The following is a 16,866-nucleotide window of genomic DNA, read 5'->3' as shown; positions in this document are numbered from 1 at the left end:
GCGAAATTATGCAAATTCTCAGCCTTTCGCTTCTCGAAGATGTGCCTCTCTCGCAGTTAGTTACAACAAATCTCCCGCAAGATATAAATGTCGAGTGTCACAACCAACTGCAATTGTTTGTGTTATAACCGGACAGTACTGGTTACTTATATATTAATCGCTGACATCTGCCGCGGGTCACATCCCGCATGCAACGTACAGAACGTACCGGAGGTTAAAAATGAGGGGGGTATCAGGCGCGATATTAATTTTGAGTTCCGTCTTCGCCGCAATGGCAGCCCTGGCTGATGTACCGACAGCCACTCCGACCAGCGCACCAGCGCCAACGATGAGTTTCAAGGCCTCTGCTGCTGAAGTGACCACGGCTGATCGCTTCACCATGAGCCTCGATGTGAATGCACCGATCAGTTCTGCCTTTGACGGCTACATCTGTTATGTTGCCCCTGACGGCTCCCTCTATTCAGCAGTCAAATCACGGGGAACGGGTGCCGGCACATCGATCACGTTCTATCCGGGCCTGCACAGGTTCGTCGCGTCCCATCTCCCGATCAATGATGTCCCAGCCCACCTACGGTTAATTGACCTCACTATCCCGCAGAATCTCATGAGGGGGTCTTACCGTTTCATTGCCGCATGCGCGCCCCCCGGCAGCATGGCGCCGTTTCTCACCGGTGAAGCCACGGTTACCGCTCGCTGGTATTTTGAGCGGGACGCGGGCATCCCGATGCGCGACGGGGTAATCCTCAGGGCGAACGTCTGGCGGCAGGCGCCCTCCGGAAGATTCCCGGCGCTTATTTTCAGGACGCCGTACAGCAAGGATGAGGGAGATCCAGACAACGAGCGCACATTCCAGCACGCCGTGGACCGGGGCTACGCCGTCATAGTGCAGGACGTGCGGGGGCGCTACCAATCCGAGGGGCTGTACACGCCCTACGTCAACGAAGGAAAAGACGGTTACGACACCATCGAGTGGGCTGCCGTTCAGCCCTGGTCCGACGGAAATGTCGGCACGTTCGGACTCTCCTATCCCGGGGCAGTGCAGTGGCTCGCCGCAGTCGAGAGCCCGCCGCACCTTAAAGCCATGGTCCCCGCGATGTGCTTCTCCACGATGCGTGAGTTCATCTACTTCGGAGGCGTCTTCGAGGTCGCATGGGCGAACTGGGTCTACGTGGACATGACGCCGGACACGCGCGTGAGGCTGGGCTTGCCGGGGGCAACAACCGTGGACGAGGCGAAGGCGGAATGGAACGCCCTGGGCGGAGCCGATGTCTTCCAGGGCTGGCTACCCCTTCTCACCATGCCCTACCTCATGGACACGGCGCCGTATTACTACGACTGGATACGGCATCAGCCATATGAATCATACTGGGACTGGGGCAATCTCGAGACCAAATACGATCGCGTGCGTGCGGCCGTGCTCAACATCTCGGGCTGGTATGACGAGGCCTACGGCACACAGGGGGCAACCACAAACTATCTCGGTCTGCTCGCGGCCAGGGCCGGCTGGAAGGATCCCCGGACGAAGCTCCTCATTGGGCCATGGATACACGGCGTGGACGCGACCGCCTCGGAATGCTCCGGCGATCGCTGTTTCGGCCCCGCGGCGGTGATCGACTACGACAACGTGGTCTTGAGCTGGCTCGACCACTACGTCCGAGGCATCAGCAACTGGGTCGCGAGCGCAAAACCCGTCAATGTGTTTGTCATGGGCGATAACCGGTGGCGCCGCGGGGATGAGTGGCCGCTGAAAGCCACCCGCCGGACATCGGTGTATTGTGGAGGAGACAGGTCGCTCAGCCTGCGTGTGCCCCAGGGAGAGGGTTCGAGTTCCTTCACGGCCGATCCCGCCAACCCGGTGAGGGACGACTACGGCACAAACTTCGGCGCGACCGATCTCCGCTGGCTTGCGCAGCGCTCCGACGTGCTGACATTCGAAACGGATCCGCTGCCGGCAGATATTGAGGTGACAGGGCCAATCACGGCAGAGATATACCTCTCGAGCGACGCGCACGACTGTGACATCTACACCATTCTCCTCGACGTGGCGCCGGACGGGACCGCATACAACCTTATGGGCCCCGGGTGCGAGGTGCTCCGCGCGAGCTACCGCGATCAAACCACCGAACGCAAGTTGCTCAGCGCCGGGGAAGTAGTGAAACTGACCCTGGACCGGATGAGGAACGGGAACATGTTTCTGAAAGGCCACCGGCTCCGCCTCTGCCTCACGGCGAGCTGGTACCCGATCTACTCGCGAAACCTCCAGACCGGAGAGCTCGAGGGCGCGAGTTCAGTAATGCAACCTGCCGCTATCACCATCCACCACAGCGCCCAATATCCATCCAGGCTGCTGCTGCCGATAATTCCGCATAACTGATGTCAATGATTAACCACAGATGAACACACCTGCCTGCCGGCGGGCAGGGATAAACACAGATCATAACAGAGCAAAACTTTAAGTTGTGAATAGGATAAACGTAGAAATAATATTCACACCTATCCCAAGGAGGTGACTGTGAGAACGGTATCGCGTGCTTGCTTTTTCTTTATCTGTGCATGCTGCATCGCAGTCATGAGTTACGGTGGAGATGCGTTCCCTCCCCCTGAGCTCATCGGAACGTGGGAAGGCATATCGAAGTTCTCAAGGCGCGGGGTACAGGAGTTGGCGACTGTGTCCATCACAATACTCCCTGACGGGAGCGTCGAGGGAATGGCGGGCGCGGCAAAATTCAGCCGTTGCCTTGTGAAGAAGAACAGGGGTTGGCTCGGGAGGAAACTCAATATCAAAACAGATTACATCATCAGAGGCTACCTTGAAGGCTCCGTGGTCCCGAAAGATTCAGGCGGCATAAGAAAAATCGCAATGCCATTCACCATACGTGACGGCACATTGGTAGGGGGCCTGGGTGCTTTGACGCAATGTTGGTGGGAGTGCTGCCCCGCCTGGCTTTTCAGCAGACTCAGCCTTCCGAAAAAACAATAGTGCGTGAATGCGGATCAATATGCCAAACGGAAAAAACCGCCAACGCTTTGCGGGGACGATAGTTGACTACGGGCCCAATGTGATCTCGTATGACATCGAGACTGACATTCCCTGCATTGTATTATTCAACGAGATTTATTATCCGGGGTGGCGGCTGCGGTGTAATGGCGGGGACCTACCGTTATTCAGGGCGAATCATGCCTTCCGGGCGACATATCTGGAGTCCGGGAAATATCATCTTACCATGAGCTTCTTCCCCGGTTCTTTAAAAGCTGGTATAGCGCTGAGCGCCATTGCAGGTGCCTTCATATTTATGGGATTGATCACGCGCCCAAGGCGGATCCCCATCGCCTGTCCCCCATATTCATCCGCGCGGCGGACACGCAGCTATTGAAAAGCCACGGTGAAGATGGCATAGTTACTCAGAATCGAGGTGGCAAATACCTCCATCCCCCGTTCGATTTGAGGCGGTGTAGCTCAGCTGGTCAGAGCAGCGGAATCATAATCCGCGTGTCGCAGGTTCGACTCCTGCCACCGCCACCATTACTGCGGCAACTACAGTTGCTAGTTGCGAGTTTCTGGAAAGTTGAGTTTTTAAAGCGCAAACTACGGTTACTAGTCGCGAGTTCCAAGTGGATAGGAATCAAGTTTGTAGTGCATTTTAAAGGTGCGCCATAAATACATCAGGCGATGACATTTCATAAACCTGTTCGCGATACATTTCTCGTATTCGGGAGTCCGCTGATCGAGGAGCCGGAGATCAACGAGGTGGTGGACTGCCTCCGGTCAGGGTGGATCTCCACGGGGCCGCGCGTCGGAAAGTTCGAAGAGATGTTCCGCGCCTTCATCGGGGCGAAGCACGCCCGCGCCCTCTCCTCCTGCACCGCCGGCCTCCACCTCTCGATGCTGGTTTCGGGCATACAACCAGGGGATGAGGTGATCACCACCCCCATGACCTTCGCCGCAACCGCGAACGTGATCACGCACGTCGGCGCCATCCCGGTCTTCGCGGACGTTGACCGCCGCACCATGAACATCGATCCCGCAGAGGTCAGAAAAAAGCTCACGCGTAAAACGCGCGCGCTCATCCCCGTCCACCTCACCGGCCGCCCGTGCGAGATGGATCCGCTCCTCGAAATCGCCAGGGAGCACAACCTGATTGTGATCGAGGATGCCGCCCACGCCATCGAGGCCGCGTACCGTGGGAGAAAAATCGGCACCATCGGTGATCTCACCTGCTTCAGTTTCTATGCCACCAAGAATATCGTCACCGGAGAGGGCGGGATGGTCACGACCAACAACGACGACTGGGCCGAGCAGATAGAGATGTACGGCCTGCACGGACTGAACAAGGGCGCCTGGCGGCGTTACTCTGATGAGGGGTTCAAGCACTACGAGGTGGTATATCCGGGGTATAAATACAACATGACCGACATGCAGGCGGCGCTCGGGATCCACCAGCTCCCCAGGATCGAGCGATATCTCAAGCGGCGCGAGGAGATCTGGAAACGGTACGATGAGGCGTTCCGCAACCTCCCCGTGATCACCCCCGCGCCCGCCGCTCCCGAAACAAGGCACGCGCGCCACCTCTACACGCTGCTCATCGACATTGACCGGGTCAGAAAGAGCCGCGACGAAATACAGCAGGCGCTCCACCGGGAAAACATCGGGACGGGGATACACTTCTCGAGCGTCCACCTCCACCGCTACTACCGGGAGACGTACGGCTACAAGGTGGGGGATTTCCCGAACTCGGAGTATATCTCGGACCGCACCATTTCGCTTCCGCTGTCGCCAAAGCTCACGGACGCGGATGTGGGGGATGTGATTTCTGCGGTGCAGAAGGTGCTTACTTAAGCCAGGCGTGGAAGGTGTATTTTGCGCGGGCGTATTCGAAGTTGAGCTTCTGGTAGATACGCACGATGTTGATGTTGTTGAGCTGGGTCTCGAAGTCCTGCATGTCGTACCGGTGCATCCCCTCTCGCATCGCCTCCTCCAAGATCGCGGTGTAGGAACCAAACCCCTCCGGCAGGCAGCCCCCGAGCCCTCCCCCCACGCACTTGATGCCGGTCGACTCGAGGATATCGCGCTTCATCCTGTAGCCGAGAAAGCCGACCACCTTCCCCTTCCTCTCCGCCACGATGATTCTCTCCGCGAGGCCGCCGTCGAGGAGCTGGCGAGCCCACATCTGGTAGAGGCGGTCGCACAGTTCCCGGGGCAGGTGCGGGTCAGCGTGGTAGCGGCCGATGAAACCCTTGTACGCCTCAGCCGCGACGTGCAGGACGGCATCGTGGTCCTCGGGATTGTAAACCCTTGTTTTGAATAGGTATTTGCCGTGCCCGAGCTCCTGACGGCGCGGGATGAAGATGTAGGTCACGATCGTGTCAACCAGGCAGAAGCCTTTGCCCTCAAGGCACTGCGTCAGAATGAAGTCGTCTGCGTCCGCTCTGACATTCAGGTGGACAATCCCCGCGGCGCGGCAGGATTCAAGGAGAACATCGAGAAGGGCGACAATATCATCACGCGACGCACCGCCCTCGCCCGGGTGGAGGAGGAGCGGGATCTGCCCCATCTTGATGCCGAATATCGAGGAGTCCCAGGAGAGCGGCCTGATGGCGGCAAGCGCCCTGACCGCCCCATCCCGTTCCGAAACCCACACGCCGCCTTCCCGGGCGCACGCGGCAATGCGATAGTCCAGGTGCGCGATCTGTTTCTCCTTATTGATGAGCCGGTAGCGCCTGAGATCGCCGTACGGATATGCCGCGAGGAGAGGTTTAAGCAGCGCCCTATCCCCTTCCCGATACGGCCTCACGGAGCAGCTGTCCACCTTATCCCTCCTTCGCCGCATGGATGGCCCGGACTACGTAGAAGGGGACGTTATTCTGTCTCCTGTAGATGCGGATGATAAACTCTCCCAGGAAACCGAGGATCATGAACTGCAGACCGACGACGATCGCAAAAAAGATGAGGACCTGCGCCTGTCCGCGGTGTACGACGCCGAAGGAGGAGCGCAGCAGGAGGTAGAGCATTCCACCGAGGATGCCGAGGCAGAAGAGACTGGTTCCCGCGAGGCTCAGCTTCTGGAATGGCCTCCGGCTGAAGTTGGTCACAAAATCCAGGGCGAGATCGAAAAGGTCCTGGAACCCGTAGCCCGAGCGCCCCTTGGTCCTGGGCCGGTGCTGCAGCTCAACCTCCGACACCGATCGCGCGAGCCTCACCCCCAGGGGCTTGAGGAACCGGCGCATGTCGCCGTAGCGGAGTAGCTGCTTCGCGAGCGGGCTCTTCAGCGCAACCGTGGGGCATCCCCAGTCGCGGAGCGCGACGCGCGTCACGTGCCCTGCGAGATGATTGAAGAGACGTGAGGGGAGCGCCCGCTTCAGGAAAGAATCCCTGCGCCCCACGCGCACCCCGCTCACCAGATCATGCCCCTCCCTGATCTTTCTCAGGAGTTCCGGAATCCCATCCGGGCTGATCTGGAGATCGGAGTCAAGTGTCACGATGATGTCGCCCGAGGCAGCCTCGAAACCCGACGAGATTGCGGCGTGCTGGCCGTAGTTCTGATCCAGCTCAACAACCTTCACGCGGCGATCGCGGGCGCAGCGCGCGAGCAGGCGCTCGAGCGTACGGTCCCGGCTGCCGTCATCGACGAAGATGATCTCGTAATCGGAAAAATGGACTCCCCGCTGCCTTACGAGCGAGTCGGTGACGGAGCGATAACAGTCCTCAACAATCTCTTCGGCATTGAAGAGCGGTATGACCACCGATATGGATTCCAGTTCCATAGGAAACGCACCATGCGCGACCGGAATGAATCCCGCACCGGCCGCTGCATTCAAAGCAGCAACGCTGTAATGATAGTATATCACCATAGCCCCAGCAATCTCAAACTGGGCTAATGCTCTTATCGGATGGAATATGACTATGGGAGAAGCGCGGATCTCTACAGATTAAAGGCTCGGGGATGAGGGGCTGCCGCCTGCGTCGGCTCGACTGACTACCTCGAGGAGAAACGACTCACGCAGGGTATGCAGCTCGGAAGGCGGTATGTTGCCGGAGGCGATCACCTTCCCGGAGCGTGCGTCAACATATACGAAATTGAGGCCATGGCGGCCGCGCTGGATTTGCTCCCCCCCGACAGCAATCAGGCTCAGATCTCCCCGCCCCACACCGCGGCTCTCCACGAGGAGGCTCGCCGGCGCGAAGATTCCGGTCCCGGGAATTGCCTCTCCCTCATGGATGAAGAGCCGCACCGGTTTGAACCGGTTCACCTGGAGCCCGACGAGTTTTCCCTCGCTGCGCGTGAGGATCGCGGCAAGCCCCCATCCCGACAGTATCCCTTTGCTCACCGCCGCTTTCACGCCCAGAGACCTCAGCGCGTCATACGAGTCGTCGTTCAGTATCGCAATCCCTTCGTCGCGCATGGAGAGTAGCAACAACTGGCCCTGAGGCACCTCTTTCAATGAACGGGCAAGAGCGCTCCGGTGTTCCACCACAGGCTTCAGGTCAAACCCCCTGGAGGACAGTTCGGATATGCGCGGGTCCCTCAGCGAGAGCGCGTGCAGAAACACACGCATCTTCTCCGGCATCGGGCGCGGCGCCTCATAAAAAAACGGAGAGATCGAACGGCCCGAGAGATAATCCCTCATCTTCCCCGGCTCCCAGTAATGCAGCACGAGCACGTTCTCCCCGCGGCGCACGCCCTCACCCAGCAGCTTATACAGGTACGCCTCGGTCCAGTTATAATTTGGCGAGAGGACGACGCTCCCGGGGGTAACAGATTTCAATACCTTGTTCGCGAAGTCGCCGTAAAAGGTTATTTTATGAAGATCCACAAGGGGGAGGTGATCATAGAAGAGCCGCAGGGCGTACGCGCACAGAAAGATCGAAGCGAGGAGGCGCGCCCCGCCGCCACCCCTCGTCTCTCGGCTTCGCCCGCTCAATGGCATGAACGCGCAGCCGATCCATATTGCGAAGATGAGATACGAGGGGATGTAGTAGATCGGGATTTCGCTACCGGCGCCATTAAGACTGATGATCAGATCGTCCGCGAATACGATCATTAAGAAGATTGCCTTGTCACGGGCGCTCCGCCAGAGCCTGCCGAGGCCGATCACACCGATGAATATCGCGAGAACGCCGTACTGGCTGCGCAAGAAACTGCCATATATCGGCCCCGCGTTACGGACCAGCTCCCTGAGCGTGAGGGGGAAGCGGCAGGAGGCAAAGGAGCTCCCCGTGACGAAGCCGAGAAATTCCCCGAGCGAGCCGATTGACCCCTCCCGGTAAATCACCGTTTGCCCAAATCGTAGATAGAGCCAGAGGTAGGGGATGACCGCCGCCGAGAGAAAGAGGGCGGCGCGCGCCGCGTACCTGTCTTCAGCGCGGAACTTTTCCCTGGCCAGTATGATCCAGTACACCGCCGCGGGGAATACGATCGAGGTGACCAGATGGTTGCCGAGACTGAGGGCGTAGAGCACGCAGGCGAACTCGAAATACCAGCTCCTTCCCCCCTCCCGCCACTTCCAGAGGAGCGAGATGACGGACGCCATGAAGAGCGCATTGAGGGTGTACACCTCGGCGATGAGGGAAACCGACCAGAAGGTCGAGCTGACGGCGAACAAGAGCGTCGCCCCGAGCGCGATCATCGGGGAGAGCGGTATCTGGAGGAGTATCCTGAACAGGAAATAGACGGTCAGGGCCCCGCAGAGCGCGGAGACGAGATTTGCCCTGTAGGCCAGATCGCCGATGGGCACGTACGACGCCAGGTGGGTGATCCAGAGATACACCGGGAATCCAGACGGATGCGTGAGGGCGAGGGTCCTCCCCGCGAATTGAAATTTCGCCGTGTCACCGTAACCGCCGACGGTCGGCAGAAGCGTTCTTGAGTAGACACACAGGGGGAGCAAAAAGCTGAGCGCACCCGCCACCCTTGTCTTCCACATGCTGTTTGTGCTTTGTATTTCTTTCAACACTCAACCTCGATCTCTCAACCGCTTCATGCGGCACCGTTTCCGGTAGCACGCTACCTCGGCGTCCCCGTCACGGAAGAGGCCTCTCAGGTACTCGGTGTCAAATCGCGCGCGGACCTGAATCCGTCTCCTTTCGCCAATCGCGTGGGGGAAGTGTGGGACCGCGCCGAGAAGGCCCCTGATGAATGGCCATGCCTGGCGGCCTCTCAGGATCTGATACCCGAGCTGGAAGAATAGATCAAAGAGCAGGCGCGGGAGCGCGCGGGGGAGCAGCGGCGCGGGCATATTCTTTATGAACACCGTCACACTGTTGCGCGTGCTGAGGCGCACCGCGAGATCGCTCTTCCGCCTGCCGGTGGTGGCTCCACCGATATGGTAGCATATCGCACCGGGGACGTAGAGGCAGCGGAGCCCCCTCAGCTGCGCCCGGAAGTCCAGATCGACATCCTCCTTGTATGAGACAAGGCGCTCATCAAAGAGGCCGATCGCCTCGAAAAGCGACCAGCGGTAGAGCGCCGCGCCCGCGCATGCCCCGAAAATCTCCTCTTCCCTCCCATACTGGCCCGCGTCTTCCGCGAGGAACCCGCGCGGCAGGGAGCGGCCATTCGTCGCGTAACAGTTCCCGGCGCTGTCAATGACGGAACGGTTCGCGAAGTCAATCATTTTGGATGCGCAGAAGGCGGCATTAGGGCGCCTGTCGAGTGCGGCGACGAGCTCCCCCAGCCATTCGGGATGGGCCTCCGTATCATTGTTGAGCAGGGCGATGAGCTCGCCCCGCGCACGGGCGATGCCAGCGTTTGCGGCTGCCGCAAAACCCCTGTTCTCGTCGAATCGCGTCACGGCGACATGGGGGTACCGCTCCCCCAGGAGCCGGAGCGAGCCGTCAGTCGAACCGTTATCGACCACGAGAGTGCTAAAATCACGGTAGCGTTGCCCGGCGAGCGAGTTGAGGCAGGTAGGGAGCAGCTTCTCCCCATTATAGTTTGGGATAATGACGGTTACCCGGCACTCCGTTTTTTGACTCATATGCGCTCTGCTTCGCGGAGATGTCGCGCGGCATGCAACGGATGAAATGCCTTCCACGAACACCCCGCGCGACCCTACTGGAGGTATCCGAGGGCGCGAAGTTCCTCAACGGTCTGCTTATCCAGTGTGACTTTCTCTGCGGCCTTGTCCAAGCCGAGCCGAGTCCGGAGCCGCTCGTTCTCCGCCCTCCACTCCTGGAGCTGCGCCCCAAGCATGTCGCGGGTGGCAGCATCCCTCTCCGCAAGGTTGGTTTTCTCCCCGTGGTCTTTCTCCAGATCATAGAGCTGCGGCACCGGCGACAGGGTGGGCTTCCGGCCGGCGCCCCCGTCGGCCTTCTGGATGAACTTCAATGTGTCCGTCCGCACGGCGTCGATCTCGAGCGCGTCGGCATAGGCAGGAAGTGAGTTGCCCCCTTCCCGGCCGCCGATGACTGGCATGAAGCTCCTCCCCTGAAGATGCGGGACGGCCCTCAGTTTGAGCAGGTCAAGGACGCTCGGCAGGATATCAATGCTCATCACCTGCCGATGGACGGTCACGCCCCGCTCAGCCAGGAGGGGGGACACAATGATCAGCGGCACCCTCACGATCTCTTCATAGAGGAGCTCGGGATGCCCGAGGTCCCCATGCTCCAGGAAACACTCGCCGTGATCGGATGTGACGATGAGAACGGTGTTCTTATCCACGCCCATCTCGCACACCAGATCCCATAGCTTTTTGAAGCGCGCGTCAAAATAGCTGATGCCGCCATCGTAGGCGTCAATGAGATAGCGGAGACTCTCATTAAAGGAAGGCATTCGGGGCCAGCGTTCCTGGAAGAATTTCCTCATCTCCGGCTTGAACGGCTCCAGCTTGCTGGGCGTGATCATCCTGTAAAAACCCTGCACGGTACACCAGGAGAGCACCGCCTTCTCGAACTCGTCGTCGGTCAGGTTGTAGTTCCCCGCATTGATGCGGGCGGCGATATCTTTCATCTCCAGGTCGCTCATTAAGGTGCGGGGGCGCGGGTGATGTATATAGGGGAAGTGCACATCATAGGTGTGGTAGAAGAGGAAGAAAGGGCGCCTCTGATGCTCCCTGATCCAGCGGAGCGCCCGCCTGTTCTTATCTCGCCCTTTTGAATGATCATCATACAGGTCAAACCCCTGGCCGAAGCCGAAGTCAGCGGACATGACTCCCCCGTCAACGAAGCCCGCCGTGGAGTAACCAGCCCTCTTGAGGATTTCCGCCATGGTGTCCAGGGACGAACCCATCTTATCCGTTTCTCTCTGCACGCGGTGCACCCCCGCGTAGAGCGAGGTGAGCATGGACACATGGGAGGGGAGCGTCCAGTTCGCCTGGGCGATCGCATCATGGAACCTCACACCCCGGCGGGAGAGGGAGTCCAGGAACGGGGACGTTTCTCTCTCGTAGCCGTAGCAGCGGAGGTGATCCGCGCGCAGCGTATCGATGGAGACGAGCACCACGTTCGGGCGCCCCGCCCGGCGGGCATGGACCATATAGAGGACGCACGCGCCAAGCGCGACCACGACGAGCATTCCGAGGACGATCTTTTTCATCAGCGCCTATGATTCTGCATGAACGAAATAGCCCCTGCAAGGGTTTTGTTGTTTGTCATGGAGCACGGTCTGTACTATGATGATGGGTTAAGCAGTTAATGCTGCGGGCAGGGGTCGTGCTACGGGAGCCTCTACATGGCGAACTATTACGAGATCCTGGAGATACATCAGGAGGCCACGCGCGCCGAGGTGAAGGCGGCCTTCCGGAGCCTCGCGAAGAAATACCATCCCGATTTTCACCCCCGCCAGAGCAGCTGGGCCCACGACCGGATGCACGAGATCCTGCGCGCCTACGAGGTGCTGATCGACGATCAGAAGCGAGCCATCTATGATCGGACGCTGTCGCACCGGGAAATCCGCAGGGGTTCAACGTACAGGGAATCGCTCAAGAAGAAGGGAAACGATCCCGCAGTGTGCTGCCAGTTGATCTTTCTCGATCTACTCGAGGGACGGGGAGCTGACGCGCTGGCGCTCTATGAGAGACTCCTCACGCGGCACCCGCCATTCAGGCTCCAGTCTCACATGCGGGTGGGCGACCGCCTTGACTGCGCATTTCTCCTCGCGGAGGAATACGAGAAGCAGCACAGGTCGAGGACGGCATTTGAGCAGTACGGCGCGCTCTACCGGGACGATCTCATCCACAACTACTTCGGACATTTCAGGGAGGAGATCGTGCTGCGCATGCGCAACCTCATGGTGCAGTTCCTCTGCGGGGAAGGGAATCTGTCGTACGCGCTCCGGGGCTTCTCGGAGGGGCTCAGGGACGCGCTGCCGCGGAGGGAGCGGGCCTTCATCTACAAGAAGATGGCCGAGTGCCTCCTGCGCGCCGGGGATGAGCGTCTCGCACGGATGAACCTGCTCATCGCCCTCCAGCTCAACCCGAGGCTCGGCGGCATCAAGAAGATACGCGCGAAACTCGGGATGAATGTAAAAACGCTCACCGTGAGGTGAATCACAGGTAAAGGATGTCAGCTCTACTTCTGGATGAGGGAGATCTTTACGTCCTCGCCCTTCTTGAGCGTGACGTTCGCCTCGGCGGGTGTGCAGCCGGCCTTCGACGCCTTCACGGTAAAAGCGCCCTCGGGCAGACGGTCAAACTTCGCCTTCCCCTGTGAGCCGGTGACCGTCCTCCCCCCCGGCATGAACCCCTTTGAAAGGCTCGGGGGATTGTAGCGTTTCCCTGAGGAGTCGAGGAGCTCGACGACTGCACCCGCGACCGGGCCGTTCTTCTCCCTGGCGACGGTCACCGTGAGCGTCGCGCCTTTCTCGAGCTTGAGTTCCGTCGCGCTCTCCTCTTCCGGCCCGACCTTGACGGCGTCGAGTTTCCCCGGCGCGTACCCCTCGGCGGCCACCTCCACGCGGTAGGTTCCCGCCGCGAGGTCGGGGACCGTGAGCACGCCCCGCTCCGCGGAAACGGTCTCCTCCTTCACCTCGTCCCCGTTCTTATCGGTAACCCGCACCGCCGCGCGCTCGAGCGGTTTCCCGGAAGCAGCGCTCACGGCCCGCAGCTTCATGGGGAAACCGGGCCTCATGGTGAGCGCGACCTCCGCCCTCCCGTCATCCGAGGCGAGCGCGGCCGTCACGGACGCGCGGCCAATCCCCTTTTTCTCCGCCGCGAGCACATAGTTTCCGGCTCCGAGCATGGCGAACTCGAAAGCCCCCCCTTTGCCGCTCTTCTTCAACGATAAGAGTTCGCGCATCTGTTTCTCGATCTCCGATTCGGCGGATTTAGTTTTACCTTCATCCTTTTTCACGAGGCGAACCCGCACCCCCGCGAGAGTCTTACCTCCCTCGTCCGCCAGCGTGCCTGCGATGACCCCCGAGGGTAGCACAATGTCCTGCCCGGTGAGGTCGCCGCTCACGGCAAGCCGGGCGGGAAGGTCACAGAATTTCATATCCCCTTCATCCCCCTTCAATACCCTGACCTCGTAGCTGCCGGCGGAAAAGCCCGTCACGCGGTAGCTCCCGTCCTTCCTGCTCTCGCCGTGGGTTGAAACCTGTTCGCCCGCCTCCTCCCGCGAGAAGTAGATGTACGCCCCCGCGAGCGGCGCGCCATGGCTGATCACCCTCCCGGAGACCGAGAAACCGCCGCCGAGCGTGAAATCGAGCGCGCGATCATCTCCCGCTGCGACGGAGACGGGCCTTGTCATGTCGGCATCGCCCCCGGCCCCCTCCCCGGACGAGACAGAGACCATCCAGTCGCCAGGCGCAAGGTGCTCGAGCGCGTAGCGACCGTCCGAGTCCGTGGTCGCCCGCGCCATCCCGTTTTCGGAGACAGCGGTGACACGCGCCCCCGAAACGGCTTTGCCCCCCGCGTCCTTCACCGTCCCATGCACCCGCGCGCCGCCCGAGAGGACCAGCTCGACGCCGGAAGCATCCGCGTCGGGCTTCACGGTGACGCTCTTCGATTCGGGGGCGGCATAGTCCTTGTGCACGGCGAGGAGACGATAGTCCCCCGGCGCGATGTTCGCGATATTCCATTTCCCCGCCGCATCACTCGTCGCGGAGCCCGGCCCCTTGCGCCCCATGGAGGGGATCATTTTCTCCAGTATCCCCCCTGTGCCCTTGCCGGAGGAGATTGTCACCACGGCCCCGGCGATGGGTGAAGAGGTCGCACCGTCCCGCACGGTGCCCGAGATCGTACGCCCCTTCTTAAGAATGAACTCGACACGAACCGTCTCCCCTTCCTTCGCGAGCTCCACGGGTTTCGTCTCCTCGGCAAAGTCGGGGTGCGCAACCTTCAGCCTGAACTTCCCGACCGGGAGTCCATATATTCGGAATGCCCCGGTGTCGTCGCTGAGGACCGGTTCTCCGAGGAGGTCACGGTCGTCGAATCCAAATCCGAAAGTAAAGATCTCCTCTTCCCGCTCTTTCAGGAGAGCGATGCGGGCGCCGGACACGGGGGTGAGTCCCTTCTCGCTTGACACCTTGCCGGCGATCGTGGCGGGAGGGCCAAGTTTGATTTCAACCCGGGCAGTCTCACCGCTTTTTACTTCAATGCCCTCAGTCATTGACGGCGCGTACCCCTCGGCCCTGACAAATAACGAATAGTCATCCGGGCTGAGCGGTTCGGTCTCGAACGTGCCTTCCTCTGAATATCGCTCTTTTCCATGGAAGGTGAAGAGCGCGCGATCAGAGGCATGTCCCTTATTGGCTCTGTAACGAAAACGAGGTATGGGTTTTGCTGTTTCTTTTTCAACCACGCGCCCGGTTATGCTGCCCGCGTCGGACAGGGTAAAATTAATGTCCTTTGCCGGCGGGCTCACGTCCTCGATCTCCTTTTGAGCGTATCCCTTGAGCTGCGTTCTCACCTTATAGCTTCCGGAAGAGAGTGAATCAATCTCATACCTCCCATCCTCATCCGTCTCCGCGGAGCGGGAGATATGCCCGCCCTCTCCCCGGCCTGACGCGCGAACCTTTGCCCCCTGAAGCGGATTCCCTGAACCATCGCCAACTCTTCCAGAGATAGTAATTCCCGCCTGTAAAACTATCTTCAACGGCTCCGGAGCAGTGCCGCTGGAAAGTCTGATGCCGCCAACCTCACTCTGGCTGTAGCCTTTGGCCGTAGCCTTTATCTTATACATGCCTGCCTCAAGGCCATCCAGGACGAAAGCGCCCTCGTTGTCCGTGAGAGCGGCTTCCTGGCCTTTTCCCACCGGCACGTTCTGGCTGAAATCCATAACAAATGTTCCTCCTCCTTCTTTCCGCGCGCTGACCTTGGCGCCGGAAATCGGATTCTGCTTTTCATCCACCACCTTGCCGGAGAGCGACAATCCCTTCTTCAAGACAAGGTTCACATCTTCCTGATCTCTTCCCGGAACGAGCTGGAACGATTGCGATAGTGAGGTGACATAGCCGGCCAAAGAAGCTTGTACCGAATATTGTTTCCCGGCCTCCCCCTTGATAATTTCATATCTCCCGCGCGCATCTGCAATGGCATCGGAGCGACCAAATGTTCCCCCCATAATAACCGGGATTCCGATCGCCGACCTCAAAAGGAGCGCCGCGCCGGCAGCGGGCTCGCCGCCCTCAAATGTTACCGTGCCCCTGATTCTGGAATTGGGGGTCAGCGAGAAATCAATGCCTTTTGTTTCCTCGCCTGCGCGGACTCCAACACCAGAACGGCTGGCCTCCGTGTAACCCTTGGCGGTGACTTTAAGCCTGTAAGAACCTGTGTCCATGGAAGATATATTATAGGAGCCGCTATTATCAGTTTTAGACCCGAACTTGTAGGACCCGATCAACTCTTCGCGTAGAGGTCCTTGCTCGGCCTCGATTGACACTCCGGCGCCCGGCACGGGTTTGCCGCTCGTTTTATCACGGACAGTGCCGCTCAACCCTCCGCCCCCTTTCAGAGCAAAATCAACGTGCTGCGAGCCGGCAGCCACGTGCGCGGCCTCTCCCGGAACGTATTGCTCCGAGCGGGCATTCACAGTGTAGTTTCCGGCGTTGAGTGAAGTAATCGTGTAGTGGCCGTCTTCTCCTGATTGAGCGGTAACCGCATCCTGGCTGACGAGAGGTTTCGGCAGCTTCTTCTCGCTTTCGGGAACAGCGGTGAGTTCCGCCCCTTGAATCGGTTGTCCGCTCGAATCAGCGACCCGGCCGCTGATCGTGAGAGCAGGCTTGAGAATAAAATCAATTCCCGCAAGGCGCTGATTGTCGCTCAGCGTGATGGATTTCCTCCTGAGCGCGCTGTATCCTTCGGCTGAAACGCTCAGCGTAACAGTCCACGAGGGAAGATTGCTGAAGGTGTATACGCCGTTCGCATCGGTTGCGGCGGTGAGGGTGGAGTGCTTTAATGTACCATCCAATACGGCTAGTCCTGCCTCGATGGCAGCGTTCGCGATGGGGGCCCCGTCAGCGTCCCTGACGCATCCTTGGATGGAAGAAGACCCCGGCGGCGGTGTCGGCGACTGATCTTCCTCCTGGGAACGAGCGAGGCCGGTGCACACAAGCACGATAGTTGCCACGAATAATGCGCGATATGTTTTCATGCGATCCCTCCGTTCATTGATCCGTACGGGACTTGCTTTCTTTTCTAAATGATTCAACAAGCGTGCTGCCTTTGGGAGGAGTGAAATTGAATACGCTATCTGTTATCTCGCCATTGATCTTTATGGTTCTGTGGATCTGCGTGTTTACTGTTGAGAAATCATCCATCTCGTTGAAAGGTGCCAGCGAGCGCTCCATTTTTTCCTTAGTGCTCTGGATCATAAGTTCGGTGACGTATTATTTATGCGGCCTTTTCTTTCTGTGAACAAAGAGATAGTTTGTCGAGTAATCGTTTGAGATCCTGACGGGTGAACTTCCATTTGAAAGGTTCAGCGGATTTTTC

The 16,866-nt window shown here is 59.4% G+C and carries 10 protein-coding genes and 1 tRNA gene; 5 read left to right on the top strand and 6 right to left on the bottom strand.

Annotated elements, in window-relative coordinates; all coding sequences use genetic code 11:
- Positions 1-220: 220 nt before the first annotated feature.
- From NTX71_07920 to NTX71_07905, 4 genes are all read left to right on the top strand, one after another.
- Complete coding sequence (locus NTX71_07920) at positions 221-2,374, top strand: CocE/NonD family hydrolase (protein ID MCX6339830.1); 2,154 nt, start codon at positions 221-223, stop codon at positions 2,372-2,374.
- A gap of 138 nt (positions 2,375-2,512) precedes the next feature.
- Positions 2,513-2,980 (top strand): hypothetical protein, encoded by a 468-nt coding sequence (locus NTX71_07915; protein ID MCX6339829.1) that lies wholly within the window; start codon positions 2,513-2,515, stop codon positions 2,978-2,980.
- 466 nt (positions 2,981-3,446) lie between these two features.
- Positions 3,447-3,523: transfer RNA gene (locus tag NTX71_07910), tRNA-Met, on the top strand.
- 147 nt (positions 3,524-3,670) lie between these two features.
- Positions 3,671-4,837: a DegT/DnrJ/EryC1/StrS family aminotransferase gene (locus tag NTX71_07905; protein MCX6339828.1), complete on the top strand. Its 1,167-nt coding sequence runs from the start codon at positions 3,671-3,673 to the stop codon at positions 4,835-4,837.
- On the opposite strand, the gene NTX71_07900 is transcribed toward NTX71_07905, so the two are convergent.
- From NTX71_07900 to NTX71_07880, 5 genes are all read right to left on the bottom strand, one after another.
- Positions 4,830-5,807: a hypothetical protein gene (locus tag NTX71_07900; protein MCX6339827.1), complete on the bottom strand. Its 978-nt coding sequence runs from the start codon at positions 5,805-5,807 to the stop codon at positions 4,830-4,832. The two genes, NTX71_07905 and NTX71_07900, sit on opposite strands and share 8 nt — an antisense overlap.
- Position 5,808: 1 nt before the next feature.
- On the bottom strand, positions 5,809-6,762 hold the full coding sequence (locus tag NTX71_07895) for a glycosyltransferase family 2 protein (protein ID MCX6339826.1): 954 nt from the start codon (positions 6,760-6,762) through the stop codon (positions 5,809-5,811).
- A 165-nt stretch (positions 6,763-6,927) separates the two neighbouring features.
- On the bottom strand, positions 6,928-8,922 hold the full coding sequence (locus tag NTX71_07890) for a DUF2723 domain-containing protein (GenBank protein MCX6339825.1): 1,995 nt from the start codon (positions 8,920-8,922) through the stop codon (positions 6,928-6,930).
- 30 nt (positions 8,923-8,952) lie between these two features.
- Positions 8,953-9,975, bottom strand: a complete 1,023-nt coding sequence (locus tag NTX71_07885) for a glycosyltransferase family 2 protein (GenBank protein ID MCX6339824.1) — start codon at positions 9,973-9,975, stop codon at positions 8,953-8,955.
- Positions 9,976-10,049: 74 nt separating this feature from the next.
- On the bottom strand, positions 10,050-11,531 hold the full coding sequence (locus NTX71_07880) for a sulfatase (protein ID MCX6339823.1): 1,482 nt from the start codon (positions 11,529-11,531) through the stop codon (positions 10,050-10,052).
- 135 nt (positions 11,532-11,666) lie between these two features.
- Here NTX71_07880 and NTX71_07875 point away from each other — a divergent pair, with 135 nt between their 5' ends.
- Positions 11,667-12,482, top strand: coding sequence for a DnaJ domain-containing protein (locus NTX71_07875; protein MCX6339822.1), 816 nt, complete (start codon positions 11,667-11,669; stop codon positions 12,480-12,482).
- Between the two features lie 23 nt (positions 12,483-12,505).
- Here the strand turns inward: NTX71_07875 and NTX71_07870 are convergent, their stop codons facing one another.
- Entirely contained in the window at positions 12,506-16,525 is a 4,020-nt protein-coding gene (locus NTX71_07870) for a carboxypeptidase regulatory-like domain-containing protein (GenBank protein MCX6339821.1), read from the bottom strand.
- Positions 16,526-16,866 lie beyond the last annotated feature (341 nt).

It is taken from the genome of Candidatus Auribacterota bacterium (assembly GCA_026392035.1).
GTDB lineage: Bacteria > Auribacterota > Tritonobacteria > UBA1439 > UBA1439 > JAPLCX01.
This window is presented reverse-complemented; position numbering and strand designations above follow the sequence as displayed.